Here is a 13,818-nt window from a genome sequence, read left to right as displayed (position 1 = left end):
GGGGACGCTCACGACCCTAACCATGTGCCCACGACGGGGCGGCGTCGGCGACGCCTAGAGCCGGACGAGGGTCTTGCCGACGGTGAGACCAGCCAGCATGTCGGCGAGCGCCGCCGGGGCCTGGTCCAAGCCGTCATAGACGCTCTCCTGGTAGTGGATCTTCCCCTCCCTGAGCCAGCCGCCGACCTTGGCCTGCATCTCCTCCAGGAGGTCGAAGTGCAGGCTTCCCCGGAACCCGCTGAGCGTCAGGTGCTTGGCGGTGACCAGGAAGAGGTTCGAAGGCCCCGACGGCGTCGACTCGTAGTCGGAGACGGACCCGCACATGGCGACTCGACCGAACATGCGCATCGCGTCCAACGCAGCCTCGAGATGATCGCCGCCGACATTGTCGAAGTAGACGTCGATCCCGTCGGGAGCCACACGCGCCAACGCCTCGCCGATCGGTTCGGTGCGGTAGTCGACCGCGGCCTCCACGCCCACCTCCCGCAACCACGCGACCTTGGCGGCCGTGCCCGCGCTGGCGATGACCCGGTGACCGAGCTGCACCGCGATCTGGGTGGCCAGGGCGCCCACCGCACCAGCCGCGGCCGAGACCCAGACGCGCTCCCCGCCGTCGAGCGCGTTCGCCACGGCCAGGCCCGAGTACGCCGTCAGGCCCATGGCGCCCAGAGGGCCGAGGTACCACTGCGGTGGCGTGTCACGAGTGTCGAGAACGCGGAGGGTGCCGACCCCGTTCATGGCATCAGCAGTTGCGTCCACGATGGCGTGGGATCGCCAACCGAAGGAGTGCCAGACCGTGTCCCCCTCGGCGAAGCCCTCCGCACGGGAGGCCACCACCTCGCCCACCGTGAGGATGCCGTCCATTGGTTGCCCCAGCGGGAACGCCGTGAAGTACCCCGCAGGTGCGTGCCGTCGGAGGCGCAGGCGCAGTCCGGGGTCCACGGACGTCCAGGTGTTGCGCACCAGGACCTGTCCCGGGCCCGGATCCGGGAGGTCCACCTCCACCTGACGGAAGTGTTCCGGCCCGACCACACCGGAAGGATGGTCCTGCACCTGGATCTGTGTGCTGCGCACGCCCACGCTCCTATCGACCTGAGTTCTTTCGTCGCACCGACAGCCCACGTCAGACAGCCGGGGAGGTCGGGACGAGACGCCCCGCTGCAGTCCCGCCGTCAATCAAGAAATCGGTGCCGGTGACGTACTCGGCGTCGTCACTGAGAAGGAAGGCGATCGCCGCAGCGACCTCCCCCGGTCCCCCGCGGCGCAGCAACGGAATGGAGCGCACGTAGGCCTCCATGTCCACTTGCTGAAAGCCGGGCCCATTCGTGATCGGGGTCTCGATGCTGCCGGGACAGACGGCGTTCACCCGTATGCCGCGAGGAGCGAGCTCGAGCGCCGCAACACGAGCGAGCGCCCTGACACCGAACTTCGCGGCCCCGTAGGCACCGAGGCCCTCGGTGGCCACGACGCCACGCAAGGACGACAACAGCGCGACGGAGCCGCCGTCCGCCAGGCACCGTGCGGCCATCCGCACGGCAAGGAAGGTCGACGTGAGGTTGACCTCGACCATTCGACGGAAGTCATCGAGGGAGGTCTCGGCAAGAGTGGCCGACAGCGCAGCACCCGCCGAGTGCACCACGTTGTGCAACGTCCCAACGTGATCGAGTTGGGATTCGAGGCGGTCCCACTCCACTTCCGACGTGACATCCAGGTGCAGCGCTGTGGCGCCTGGGCCCAGCTCAGCCGAGACCCGGCCGGCGGCATCATGGTCGATGTCCGCCACGAGAACCTCTGCTCCGCGCTCGTGGAGCACGTGGGCGGTCGCGGCCCCGATGCCGCTTCCTCCTCCCGTGACGAGCACGCGGCGGCCCTCGAACTGCCCGTGCTTGGCGGCCACACCACGCGTTCGCGGACCGGCAAGAGTCTCGTCAGTCACTGGTCGACCATCTCCTCGCAACTCGCGGCGTCGTCGTTGCGCACTTCACCAGGCGCCACCTTCAGGAGCGCCGCACGGATTCGGTCTCCACGACAGATCGGCACCAGAACCGCCCTCAGGACCGGGCCGCAGCCTTTCACCGTCACGCCCCCGCCGCATCCGGCAGGAAGGTGATGATCTCGGGGAAGGCGATGAAGATCCCCACGCACAGGAGGTCGAGCAGGAGGAACGGGAAGACCCCCCTGAAGACCTGCTCGACACTGACGCCCTTGGCGACGCCGGAGATGACGAAGACGTTCAGGCCGATCGGCGGCGTGATCATGGCGACCTCGATCATGCGGACGAACAGGATGGCGAACCAGATCCCGTCATACCCCAGCGCGGTCACGATGGGGTGGTAGATCGGCACGAGGATCAAGATGATCGACATCGGCTCCAGGACCATGCCCAGCGGGATCAGGATGAGCAGGAGCAGGATCACGAGCAGGAGCGGCGAGATGTCCAGCCCGGTCGCCCAGTTCGACAGGTCGTTCGGCAGCCTGGTGAAGACGAAGAAGGCCGCGAGCACGCCACCGCCCAGGAGCAGACCGAACACCATGCTCATGACGGACATGGACTCCGCGAGTGAGTCACGCAGCAGACCGGGGACGGACCGACCGTCGCGTTTCGCCTCGACGATCGTGATGCCGAGCGCGAGCACGGTCCCGATCGCGCCCGATTCCACGACGGTGAAGAATCCCGAGTACATGCCACCCACGACCACACCGAAGATCAGCAGGACGTACAGGGCCGCTTCCCAGGGGATGCGGTCCGCCTGGGAGCCGACGTCCCCCTCGGACGATCGGTCCGACCCACTCTCCGAGGAGTCCAGCTGCCCTGCCACGGCGCTGCTCAGCGAACCGGTGGACCCCGCGGATGCAGCACCCGCCATCCCGCTGTGCACCTCGGCCCCCACCGTGCGACCGGCGGGCCCGTCGGCACTGCCCCGCTCGGCGATCATGAGATAGATCGCGTAGACCAGCGCCACGAAGATGCCCGGGATGATCCCCGCGAGCAGGAGCTTGCCGATCGATTCTCCGCTGATGAACCCGTAGAGAACGAGCACGACACTGGGCGGAATGAGCGCCCCCAGGGTGCCGGCCGCCGCCACCAGACCTGCCGCGGTCGCCGCCCTGATACCGAACTCCTGCATCTCCTTGACCGCGACCCGACCGATCGTTGCCACGGTTGCGATGCTCGAGCCGGTCACCGCGGCGAATCCCGCGCATGCGACCACCGTGGCCACGCCGACCCCACCGGGCACTCGACGCAGCACGTGGTTGGCGACTCGATAGACCTTCTCGGCAAGCCCACCGTTGGCCACCAACATGCCGATCAGGACGTAGACGGGAATCAGGAGTAGGAAGTAGGAGGCCGCCGTCGAGTACGGCGCACTGGCGAGCTCGAAAGCCGCCCCCTCGACACCGTCCAGGAGGATGAGGCCGAGGGTTCCGGACAGCAGCAGCGAGTACGCGAGCGGCGTGCCCAGGATCGCGAACAGCAGGAACGTCGCCAGGACGACGGTGGTGATGAGAAGAATGCTCATGTGAGCCGAACCGTTCGAGTCGGAGATGCACTGGTACTTGCCTTGCGGTCCTCAGCCATGCCGCCCCGCCTCAGACCGCATCACTGAGTTGAGACCCGTCGGGTTCGGCGGCCGCGGACCAGTTGGCCCTGGCCGGGCCGAACAGCAGGTCGAGCAGTTGCACCAGCAGCTCCAGGAACAGGAGCCACACGCCGACGGCAATGGCTGCCTTCGCCGGCCAGATCGGCACCGCGCCCATCCGTGCCTCCCGGACGCTGATGGAGTCGATCGCCTCCCGCGCGGTCTCGACGCCCATCCAGAGCACCAGCAGGCACACCGGGACCATCCAGAACACCTTGACGTAGCGCTGCAGTCGGCGGGGCAACATCCTGACGACGACGACGGTGGAGACGTGCGAGTCGAGGTGCTGCGCGTAGGCAAGGCCGAGGTAGGCGATCGCGGCCACGCCCACCTCGCCCCAGCCCACCACGTCGGGGACCCCTCCCTCACCGGAGTTGCGGAGCAGGATGTTCAGGAGGGTCATCACCACCAACACGACGACGCCCAGGCCCGACAGCACCGCGACCGACACGGCGAGGTATCGCGACGTCGCCCTCAGGAACTGCAGCACGCGTGTCACGGGGGGCGTTGAGGACGGCGTCATCACACATCTCTCTTCAGGCGGATCCGTGGGCAGAGGTCAGTTGACCGAGGGGACACTCAGTCCGCCAAGCATCCCGGAACACCGAAGCTCTCGCCGGCGTACTCCGTCTCGGCCTCATCCAGGGCGTCGGTGTAGTCGGAGAGGTAGGCCTCGGGGTCATCGATGGCGCCCTCGGCGCTCTCGATCCAGGCCGCCCGCTGCTCGTCGAAGATCGCGCTGCGCAACTTCTCGGTCTCCGCCTCGGGCAGCACGGACATCTCGACGCCTGCGTCGCTCAAGGCGCCACAGGCCTCGGCCTCGGCGTCATTGACAGCGGAGACATAGAGCTCCTGGAGGTCCTCGGCCGCGTCGGAGGCGCAGCCGCGCGCCTCGTCGGACAGGCCGTCCCACCAGTCCTTGTTCACTGCCAGCTGGATGGCAGAGGTGGCACCGAAACCGGCCTCGGTCAGGTACTTGGTGTTCTCCTGCAGGCTCAGGGCCGTGGTCGTGTCGACGGACACACCGGCGTACCCGTCGACGACACCGCGCTGCATCGCTTCGGGCAGCTCAGCCAGGTCGAGGTCGACCGGCTCGGCTCCCGCGGCCTCGATGGCCGCGTTGACGCCGCCCGGCGGATAGCCACGGAGGTCCTGTCCACGGAGGTCCTCCAGTGCCTCGAACGGGGTGTTGGTCCCGACAGGCGGCGAGGTGACCGGGAGGACCTTCAACAGCTCCATGCCCTGGTCGTTCCACTCGGCCTGTGCCTCGGCGGTGTCCTCGTAGATCGTGCCCTGCGCATCCATCACGGCACTGACGTTGGAGGACAGGAAGGGAACGTCGAACAGGCCCTGGGTCAGCGGGAACTCGCCGGGGTGGTAGCCGACGGAGAACGAGCCGACCTCGATCCGGCCGCTTCCGAGCGCGTCCCTGGTCTCCGTCGCACCGAAGAGGGCGCCGTTGAAGAAGCGCTCGAACTCGATCTCCCCGTCCGCGCACTCCTCGGTCTGGTCCGCCCACGCCTCGACGGCCTTGTTGAAGCCCGTGTCCTGCGGCAGGTAGGAGGAGAGTCGGACGGTGCCGCCGCTCCCTTCCGACACTCCGCCGCAGGCAGCCACCGACAGGCTCAGGGCTGCGGCCCCGGCGATTCCGGCGATTCGTTGCATGTTCCTCATTGTTGGACCCCTCATGGTCGTCGGGTGATCTCGGCCGCCTCCGCGCGGACCGATCCCGTCTGCGGATGTCGTCGTGACCCGAGAGATGAACTGAACTAGGTTAAGTAGATCGCACCGGCCGAAGTGTGTCAAGGGTCACCCCACATCAACGCAAGTTGAATTCGGTTCAACGGTCGGGCAGGGTGTCGTCAGTCACCTCCAGCGACAGGAGCAGAGATGAAGCGCTACGACGAGAAGCGGGTCCTGGTCACGGGGGCCACCGGTGGCCTGGGGGCCGAGATCTGCCATCGCCTGGCCACGGAGGGAGCCCGGTTGGTCGCAGCAGACCTGACCGGAACACCGCTCGACACGCTGCTCGAGGGACTACCCGGCGGCCCCCACGGGGGGCTCGCCCTGGACGTCGCCCAGGAAGCGGAGTGGGCTGCTGCTGCGGACCACGTCGAGACCGCGCTGGGCCAGTTGGACCTCCTCGTCAACAACGCCGCGATCGGCAGCGTGGCCACCGTCGAGCAGGAGGACCGGGACCACTGGGACCAGGTGCTCGCCGTCGACGCCACCGGGGTCTGGCTGGGCATGAAACACATGGGCCCGCTCATCGAGCGGTCGGGAGGCGGAGCCATCGTCAACGTCGCTTCGATCCTCGGCAGCACTGGCGGACTCGGGAACAGCGTCGCCTACCACGCCGCAAAGGGCGCGGTGCGCACCATGACCAAGAACGCTGCGATCCACTGGGCCACTCGAGGGGTCCGGGTCAACTCATTGCATCCCGGCTTCATCGAGACCCGCCAGCTGCTCGAGCGCCACGAGGGGTCCGAGCGACACCGGGCGATGCTCGCCAACACGCCCATGGGGCGACTCGGGCGCCCCGAGGAGATCGCCGGCGCCGTCGCCTTCCTCGGCAGTGCGGACGCCGGCTACATCACCGGGGCCGAGCTCTACGCCGATGGCGGCTGGACCGCACGCTGAGGCGCCTCAGCCCGCGTCGAAGCGGTCCACCCCATCACGGGGGGAGGAGGAGACGAGGCCCCGCTCGACGAGCAGGTCGAGATGCGCCATGGTCTCGCAGACCGCGATCATCTGGTTAAAGGCATCCAGCGTCTCGAAGTCCCGCTCCCGACGAGTCCACTTCAACCGAGCAGTGACCGCCCTCCCGGTGACCGCGCCTGCACGCACGGCGGCCAGGGTGGCACCCAGTCGGACGTCGTGGTGCTCGACGAGCTCGCGGACTCGGTCGTGCACGCGGCCCCCGGACGCCCCGTGGGCCGGGAGCATGATGGCGTCCGGGCGCTCCAGGATGAGCTCCAGGGATTCCAGGTAACGGCCCAGCGGAAGGTCCCACTCCCCCAGCTCGAAGCCGATCGACGGCGAGATCCGGGGCAGCACGTGATCGCCGGTGAACAGGTGACCGGCGTCGATGTCGTGGAAGACCAGGTGTCCCTTGGTGTGGCCGGGGACCGCGACTGCCTCCATCGGCCGTCCGGCGACCGTCAGTGGTCCCGGCTCCAGCCAGTGATCCGGCGCCTCCCAGTCGCCGGCGCACCACGGCTCGGTGCTCACCATCGACTCGATGTCCTCGACGAGGCCACCGGCGCCGGCGCGGCGCAGCTCCCGGAAGGAGGCAGCCGGTTGGTTGTCACCACGCTGGGCGATCAACTCGAGCCCCGGGCGCTCTGGTGCGCCGAGGTGCACCCGACTGCCGACGACACGACGCAGCTCCGGTGCCAGCGTGTAGTGATCGCGGTGGACGTGGGTGACGTACACCTCGCCGATGTCGCGCAGCCGTGCGCCCAGAGCCGCCAGTCCCCGTTCGAGAACGCCCAGGTTGCCCGGTACCCGCCAGCCTGCGTCGATCAGCGCCAGCCCTGCTGGCCCTTCGACGGCGTACACGTTGATCGCGCGCAGCCCGTCCTGGGGCATGGGCAGGGGAATGCGGTGGACCCCGGGCGCCGCGGGATGGCACCCGGGAGCGGTCCAGTCCTCGCGTGAGGAGGTCACCCCTCCGGCACCATCACTCGCTCCTCACCCATCACTGCGATCCGACGCCCTCGCATGGTCCCCACGTGCGCGACCGCGTTGCCCCACTCCTCACTTGCCAGAGCAGCGTCGAGGTCGTCCTTGGAGTCGAAGCTGAGCACGGACATGCCGTCCCATCCGGCGGAGTGGTTGTCGTCCATCGCCTCCAGGACCTCGGTGTGGTGCCAGCGGCGCAACCCCGGCAACGCGTAGGTCATGTCGGCGTGCTCGCCTCGCCACCACTCGATGAACTCGTCATGGGTCCAGTCCGACGGCTTGGCAGCGAGCAGGATGAGGTTGTACACGGAGCTCCCCTTCACGATTGCAATGAATTCAATTCAGTTTAGGGGAAAGTGACCGCTGACGGAAGGTCGCGCACCCGACGTGAGGGACCTAGGCGACCAAGCGCATCGTTGCGCTCACGACGGTGCCGGAGATGTCCTCCAGGCTCTGCGGACCCTGCGGTCGGTACCAGCGCCACACGCTGTTCACCAGGCCGAGCACCAGGCGCACCTCCACCCGCTCGTCCCGATCGACGAAGGAACCGTCGTCCATCCCGCGCCGCAACAGCTCAGCCCATTCGTGCTCGACCTCGCGGACCAACTCACGGGACCGCTGACGCTCCGACTCCTCACGTTCGGAGGAGCGCGGAGCGACCAGCAGGTCCTGATGGCTCAACAGAATCCGCGCCTGGAGCGCCTCACGAGGCGTGACGTCGAAAGCCGACGCGACGGCGGCCTGCAGTTGGTCCACGGGAGACTCGTGGTTCGCTGCGGCCTTGCGGGCGCGCTCGAGGGAGCGCTCGAGCTCGGCACTCATGATGGTGAGCAGGCAGTGAACCTTGGACTCGAAGTAGTGGTAGAGCGCTGTCTGACCGATGCCCACCTGTTCGGCGACCGTTGCCCACTTGGTGTGCTCGAATCCCACCGCACCGAAGTTGTCGACCGCCGTCTCGAGAATCACCCGTCGCTTCGAGCGGGGCCCGTCCGCTCCGTTGCCTGCCTTGGCGGCCATGATGGCGCCCCCTTCCGATGCCGAGATGAGTTCAGGTCAGACTAACCAAGTTTGGTCCTCATCGCCTTCCCTCGGGCTCGGCGAGCGCGGAGTCGGCAAGTTCTCCGACGAGGTTGATCGCCTCACTCCGATCCAGCTTCCCGACCCGGTTCAGCGGGAGGTCAGGGACGGCGTACACGAACTCCGGCCACTTGAACTTCGGGAAGTCGGCAGCTTCGAGGTGGTCACGGACCTGCTCCAGCTCCAGCGTGGGGCCTGCGAAGACGACGAGCGCAGCGGCACGCTCACCCAGCATCGGGTCGGACACCGGCACCACACACACCTGGGCGACCCCCGGCACGGTGGCCATCGCGGCCTCGACCTCGTTGATGTCGATGTTGCGGCCACCACGGATGATGACCTGCTTCTCCCGGCCAAGGATGTTCAGGGTTCCGTCGGCGTTGATGCGTGCGCGGTCGCCGGTGGGGAGGAACCCGTCGCCGGTGAGCTCCGGCGCCTGCGCGTGGCCGGCCCGCGCGTAGCCGACGAAGACGGAGGGCCCTTGCACCTGGGCGTTGCCGACCTCGCCGACCGACAGTGGCCGCCCCTCGGCGTCCACGACCCGGACCTCGGTGCCCGGGAACGGCCGCCCGTCCCGCTCGAGGCGCACCTCCGCCGGCTCCGAGGGGAGCGGGGTGGTGTGCCCCAGGCACTCGGACATGCCGAAGACTCGAAGGAACCTCGTGCCCAGGTGCTCCTCGGCATCCTTGAGCGCACGGGCATTCATGGGTCCGCCACCGACGGTCATCGCCTCGAGGGAGGCCAGCCGGCCCTGCGAACCCTCGACCAGCGACAACTGGAGCGCCATCGTCGGCACGAGCATGGTCCAGGCCACCTGCTGCTGGTCCAGCAGGTCCACGGCCGAGCTCGGTTCCCACCTGGACAGGCACACCATCGGAGAGCCGAGCATCGCCGGCAGGTACATGCCGAAGCAGAACGCGGCCACCGAGGACAGGGGCACGAGGGCACCCACGGGGTCACCGGGCGTCAGGCCCACTGCCTCAACGGTCGAACGACCGGCGTACCGGAGGGCCGCCTCGGACTGGATGACGCACTTCGGCCGCCCTGTCGAACCCGACGTCATCGCGATGACGACACCACCACCCCATCGCTCGACTCCCGCGGTCCGACCCGCGGTCGAGCCACGCAGGGTCCACCCCTCCAGGACGTCGCCGCCCCGCCCCAGGACCGGCAGGAGTTCGGCGTCGACGCGCCAGTTGTGCAGGGTGGCGTCGGGAGCGAGGACCGCGTCCGGGGCGACGTCCTCGACGGCGAGGGCGTACTCCGAGGCAGTGGCATGCCCACTGATGACCGCCACGAGGCCGCCGCGGAGCCCGACTGCCACGGCGGCCGCGAGCGTGCGCCAGGAGTTGTCCGCCTGAACCAGCACTGTCGGAGCGCCGTCGAGTCCGGCCTCGAGCAGGTCCGCCACGACTCGCGCCTCGGTCATCACGTCGCCCACGGTGTGTCGACCGGCGTCGTCGATCACCGCAACGTCGTCGGGTGCTCGCTCCGCTCGGGCGACCATTTCCTGGGCCAGTTGATGCATGTGTTGGTTCCTCTCGCCTCGATGATCACGGGTGGCCCGGTGCCGGCACGACGACCGCTCGTCCCTGGACCTGCCCGTTCCGCAGTTGTTCATAGGCCGTCACGGCCTCGTCGAGTCCGAACGTCGCGGTCTCGGCGCGCAGCAACCCCTCGCGCGCGAGCCGCACCACCTCGACGAGGTCGTTGCGCGTCCCCCAGAAGGGGGCCCGGATGCCCCAGCCCCGAGGCAGGTCCCCTCCCTTGGCCACCTCAAGGCTCCCGCCGGCCGAGCCGACCCAGGCCATCTGTCCGCCGGGCGCGATCACCTCCGGCAGCGCGGCGATGGTTCGGTGGGCACCGACGAAGTCGAGCACCAGGTCGGCGCCCTCCGGGAACCCCAGGTCGGCCAGCGCCGGACCGACGTCCTCGACGCGATTCACCGACACCGTGGCGCCGAGCCGGTCGGCCACGTGACGGGCATCGGGACGAGGATCGACCGCCACCACGGCCTCCGGCCGGCCAGCGGTGACCAACTGGAGTGCCAGGTGCCCTAGGCCACCGATCCCGATGATGACGACGACGCCCCCCCGGACCACGTCGTCGTAGGGCTGGAGCGCATGGAAGGCAGTCAACCCCGCGTCGGTCAGGGGCGCGACGGCGACCGGGGCGATGCCGCCGGCCGGGACCACGTGCCGCGATGACGGGACGAGGATGTACTCGGCGAGCCCGCCGTCGTGGCCGATACCGGCACCGATCGCCCCGGTCAGGCCGAAGCAGTAGTTCTCGCGGCCGCGGCGGCATTGACGGCATCGGCCGCAGGTCCACAGACCGTGCACGGCCTGGGGGATCCCCTCCAACGCCGCGAGCTCGTCGCCTGAGACGCCGTCACCGGCCGCTGCCACCGTGCCGACCACCTCGTGCCCCAGGGTGAAGGGCAACTCATAGGGAAGCGCGCCGGGAGTGGCGTCCATGATGTGCAGGTCGGAGTGACAGAGACCGGCGGCGTCGACGCGGAGCAGCACCTGGTCTCCGACGGGCATGGGCACCGGCACCTCGGCGAGGACCGGGCGTGCGCCCCACTCCTCGACCCGCACGGCGCGCATCGTGGTGGGCAGCCCGGTCATCGGGCGGTCCACCCTCCGTCGACCGTGAGCACGTGCCCGGTGACGTAGCTCGATGCGTCCGATGCCAGGAACAGCAGCGCTCCGTCCACCTCGCCCTCACGGCCACCGCGGTTCAGCATCGTGTTGCGCCGTACCCACGTCGCAGACTTCTCGTTGCTGAACAGACCGTCGGTCATCTCGGTGTCGAACCACCCGGGGACGACCGCGTTGACCCGCACACCGCGACGTCCCCACTGGCCGGCGAGCTCGCGGGTCACCCCCACGACGGCGGCCTTCGAGGCGGCGTACCCGGCACCTCCGATGGGCGCGGTGGAGACGAGCCCGATCACCGACGAGACGTTGATGATGGAGGCACCCCGCCCCTCGGGCAGCGACCTGACGGTGGCCGCCGAGAGGTGGAAGCCCGAGGTGAGGTTGACCTGGAGGATCGAATCGAACTGCTCGGGCGTCTCGCTGAGGGCGTCCGGTGGACCCGGCCTGCCCGCGTTGTTGACCAGGACGTCGATCCCGCCGTTGATCTCGCTCGCGGTGGCCACCAGCCGCTCCCGATCGGCCGGCTCGGTGATGTCGCAGACCACCGGTACGACGCCGGGCACCTCTGCAGCCAGCTGTTCCAGGCGGTCGGCACGTCGTGCGGCGGCCACCACCGTGGCGCCCGCGTCACTCAGGCTCCGCGCGAACCCCTCACCCAGTCCGGAGGAGGCACCGGTGACAACGGCCACGCGGCCGGTCAGGTCGAAGAGGTCCTGGACCCGTGCCATCAGTACACCGCCGTCCTGCCGCCGTCGACGGGAATCAAGGCACCCGTGGTGTAGCCGGAACGATCCGAGGCCAAGTGGACTACCAGGCCGGCCAGCTCGCGGGGGTCCCCCAAGCGTTCGGCAGGCAACCGGTGGGTGACGACCGACACGAACTCCTCGTCCCAGTCTGCGGCCATGTCGGTGGCGAACGCGCCGGGCATCACGCAGTTGACCCGGACCGCGGGGCCGTACTCCTGCGCGAAGGCGCGCGTCAAGGCGTTGAGACCGTTCTTGGAGGCTGCGTACGTGGCCTCCGGTGGACTCGGGCGCTCCGCGCCGATGCTCGAGACGTTGATGATGGAGCCACCGCCGGCCCGATGCATGTGGCGACCTGCCACCGCCATCAGCCGGAAGGGGCCCTTCAGGTTCACCGCCAGCGTCTTGTCGAAGAGTCCTTCACTGACGTCGTACGCCGATGGCGCCAACGGGGCGATGCCAGCGTTGTTGACCAGGACGTCGATCCGACCGTGGTCGCGCACGATGGCGTCGACCGCAGGCTCGATGGCCTCCCACTCGCCGACGTGCAACGGGAGCGGGTACGCCGTGGCGCCGGTCGCGGCGGTGATGTCCGCCGCGACCTGCTCGCATGCCTCCGCCTTGCGGCTGGAGACGATCACCGTGGCGCCGGAGAGTGCGAGGGCCTCTGCGATGGCCCTGCCGAGACCGCGCGTGGCACCGGTGACCAGGGCGACCTTGCCGCGCAACTCCTCGGTTGGCACGTTCACTGCGCTCATTGGCTCTCCCCCGGCTTCAGATGACGGTAGTGGTTCAGCTCGCGCCGGCCGATGGTGCGCAGGTGCACCTCGTTGGGGCCGTCGGCGATCTGGAGAGCACGGGTGATGGCGTGCAGTCGAGTCAGCACGGTGTCCCCACTCACCCCGGCGGCGCCCCACGTCTGGACTGCGCGGTCGACGACCCGGTGAGCGGTCTCCATGGCGGCCACCTTGATGGCGGCGACCTCGGTGCGGGCGGCGGCGTTGCCCTGGGTGTCCATCAGCCACGCGGCCTTGAAGGTGTAGAGCCGGATCTGGTCGATCTCCATCCGGCTGCGTGCGACCCACTCGCGGACCACGCCCTGGTCGGCGAGCGGACCGCCGAACGCGACGCGGCTCTGAGCGCGTTCGCACATCAGCTGCAACGCCCGCTCGGCCATGCCGATCGCGCGCATCGCATAGTGCATGCGACCCGGGCCCAACCGACCCTGCGCGATCGCGAAGCCGTCGCCCTCGTCGCCGAGCATGTTCTCGGCCGGCACGCGCACATCGGTGAACTGCACCTCGCCGTGGCCGAGACGATCCTTGAAGCCGAACATCCCCAGGTCACGGACGACCTCGATCCCCGGGGCATCGGCCGGAACGAGGATCATCGACTGTTGTCGGTACGCGGGGCCGTCCGGGTCGGACTTGCCCATGAAGATCACCAGCCGGCAGTCCGGGTCGAGGATGCCGGAGGTGTACCACTTGCGCCCGTTGAGGACGTACTCGTCGCCGTCCCTCAGGATGGTGGAGGTGATGTTGGTGGCATCCGAACTCGCCACCTCGGGTTCGGTCATGGCGAACGCCGACCGGATGCGGCAGTCCAGCAACGGCTCGAGCCACTGCTCCTTCTGCCGCTCGGTCCCGTACATGGCCAGGATCTCCATGTTGCCGGTGTCGGGCGCAGAACAGTTGATGGCCTCATTGCCGATGATGGAACGACCGACGATCTCTGCGAGCGGTGCGTACTCCGCGTTGGTCAGTCCGACACCCAGTCCATCGTGGGTCATGAACAGGTTCCACAAGCCCTGCGCACGAGCCGTCGCCTGCAACTCACGCATGACCTGGGGCTGTTCGTGGAAGTTGTCGTTGGCCTCGACCTGTGCGTCGTAGACAGCCTCCGCCGGGTAGACGTGGTCTGCCATGAAGGCGTTGAGCTGGTCGGCCAGCTCGGCGGTGCGTGGGGTGAGTCCGAAGTCCACGGCGGCTACCTCTCGGGGGGTGGGTGTGG

14 protein-coding genes are annotated in these 13,818 nt (G+C 68.8%); 1 reads left to right on the top strand and 13 read right to left on the bottom strand.

The genetic code is table 11. The annotated features are described in order from the left end of the window. Positions 1 to 54: 54 nt before the first annotated feature. From KUV85_RS14855 to dctP, 5 genes are all read right to left on the bottom strand, one after another. A complete protein-coding gene (locus tag KUV85_RS14855) occupies positions 55 to 1,074 on the bottom strand; it encodes an NADP-dependent oxidoreductase (protein ID WP_219960669.1) in 1,020 nt (339 codons plus the stop codon). Positions 1,075 to 1,123: 49 nt separating this feature from the next. Further along, positions 1,124 to 1,936 (bottom strand): SDR family NAD(P)-dependent oxidoreductase, encoded by an 813-nt coding sequence (locus KUV85_RS14850; RefSeq protein WP_219960668.1) that lies wholly within the window; start codon positions 1,934 to 1,936, stop codon positions 1,124 to 1,126. Between the two features lie 142 nt (positions 1,937 to 2,078). Continuing rightward, a complete protein-coding gene (locus KUV85_RS14845; protein WP_219960667.1) occupies positions 2,079 to 3,521 on the bottom strand; it encodes a TRAP transporter large permease in 1,443 nt (480 codons plus the stop codon). Between the two features lie 70 nt (positions 3,522 to 3,591). Continuing rightward, a complete protein-coding gene (locus tag KUV85_RS14840; protein WP_219960666.1) occupies positions 3,592 to 4,140 on the bottom strand; it encodes a TRAP transporter small permease subunit in 549 nt (182 codons plus the stop codon). Positions 4,141 to 4,220: 80 nt separating this feature from the next. Next, complete coding sequence (gene dctP, locus KUV85_RS14835; protein WP_219960665.1) at positions 4,221 to 5,306, bottom strand: TRAP transporter substrate-binding protein DctP; 1,086 nt, start codon at positions 5,304 to 5,306, stop codon at positions 4,221 to 4,223. Positions 5,307 to 5,531: 225 nt separating this feature from the next. Here dctP and KUV85_RS14830 point away from each other — a divergent pair, with 225 nt between their 5' ends. Next, the gene (locus KUV85_RS14830; RefSeq protein ID WP_219960664.1) at positions 5,532 to 6,281 is read left to right on the top strand and encodes an SDR family NAD(P)-dependent oxidoreductase; all 750 of its coding nucleotides are present in this window, start codon (positions 5,532 to 5,534) and stop codon (positions 6,279 to 6,281) included. Between the two features lie 6 nt (positions 6,282 to 6,287). Here KUV85_RS14830 and KUV85_RS14825 read toward each other — a convergent pair whose 3' ends face one another. From KUV85_RS14825 to KUV85_RS14790, 8 genes are all read right to left on the bottom strand, one after another. After that, positions 6,288 to 7,310, bottom strand: coding sequence for an MBL fold metallo-hydrolase (locus tag KUV85_RS14825; protein ID WP_219960663.1), 1,023 nt, complete (start codon positions 7,308 to 7,310; stop codon positions 6,288 to 6,290). Beyond that, the gene (locus KUV85_RS14820; protein WP_219960662.1) at positions 7,307 to 7,633 is read right to left on the bottom strand and encodes an EthD family reductase; all 327 of its coding nucleotides are present in this window, start codon (positions 7,631 to 7,633) and stop codon (positions 7,307 to 7,309) included. Before KUV85_RS14820 ends, KUV85_RS14825 begins: the two co-directional genes overlap by 4 nt. Before the next feature lie 88 nt (positions 7,634 to 7,721). After that, positions 7,722 to 8,342 (bottom strand): TetR/AcrR family transcriptional regulator, encoded by a 621-nt coding sequence (locus tag KUV85_RS14815; protein ID WP_219960661.1) that lies wholly within the window; start codon positions 8,340 to 8,342, stop codon positions 7,722 to 7,724. A 58-nt stretch (positions 8,343 to 8,400) separates the two neighbouring features. Next, complete coding sequence (locus tag KUV85_RS14810) at positions 8,401 to 9,930, bottom strand: class I adenylate-forming enzyme family protein (RefSeq protein WP_219960660.1); 1,530 nt, start codon at positions 9,928 to 9,930, stop codon at positions 8,401 to 8,403. Positions 9,931 to 9,955: 25 nt separating this feature from the next. After that, positions 9,956 to 11,032: an alcohol dehydrogenase catalytic domain-containing protein gene (locus tag KUV85_RS14805; RefSeq protein WP_219960659.1), complete on the bottom strand. Its 1,077-nt coding sequence runs from the start codon at positions 11,030 to 11,032 to the stop codon at positions 9,956 to 9,958. Beyond that, positions 11,029 to 11,793, bottom strand: a complete 765-nt coding sequence (locus KUV85_RS14800; RefSeq protein ID WP_219960658.1) for an SDR family NAD(P)-dependent oxidoreductase — start codon at positions 11,791 to 11,793, stop codon at positions 11,029 to 11,031. Before KUV85_RS14800 ends, KUV85_RS14805 begins: the two co-directional genes overlap by 4 nt. Beyond that, the gene (locus KUV85_RS14795; protein ID WP_219960657.1) at positions 11,793 to 12,566 is read right to left on the bottom strand and encodes an SDR family NAD(P)-dependent oxidoreductase; all 774 of its coding nucleotides are present in this window, start codon (positions 12,564 to 12,566) and stop codon (positions 11,793 to 11,795) included. The genes KUV85_RS14800 and KUV85_RS14795 overlap by 1 nt, the downstream gene beginning before the upstream one ends. Beyond that, complete coding sequence (locus tag KUV85_RS14790) at positions 12,563 to 13,789, bottom strand: acyl-CoA dehydrogenase family protein (RefSeq protein WP_219960656.1); 1,227 nt, start codon at positions 13,787 to 13,789, stop codon at positions 12,563 to 12,565. Before KUV85_RS14790 ends, KUV85_RS14795 begins: the two co-directional genes overlap by 4 nt. Between the last annotated feature and the right edge of the window lie 29 nt (positions 13,790 to 13,818).

Source organism: Nocardioides panacisoli (assembly GCF_019448235.1).
Taxonomy (GTDB): Bacteria; Actinomycetota; Actinomycetes; order Propionibacteriales; family Nocardioidaceae; genus Nocardioides; species Nocardioides panacisoli_A.
The sequence above is the reverse complement of the archived record's forward strand: the minus strand, read 5'-3'. Positions and strand labels throughout refer to the sequence as shown.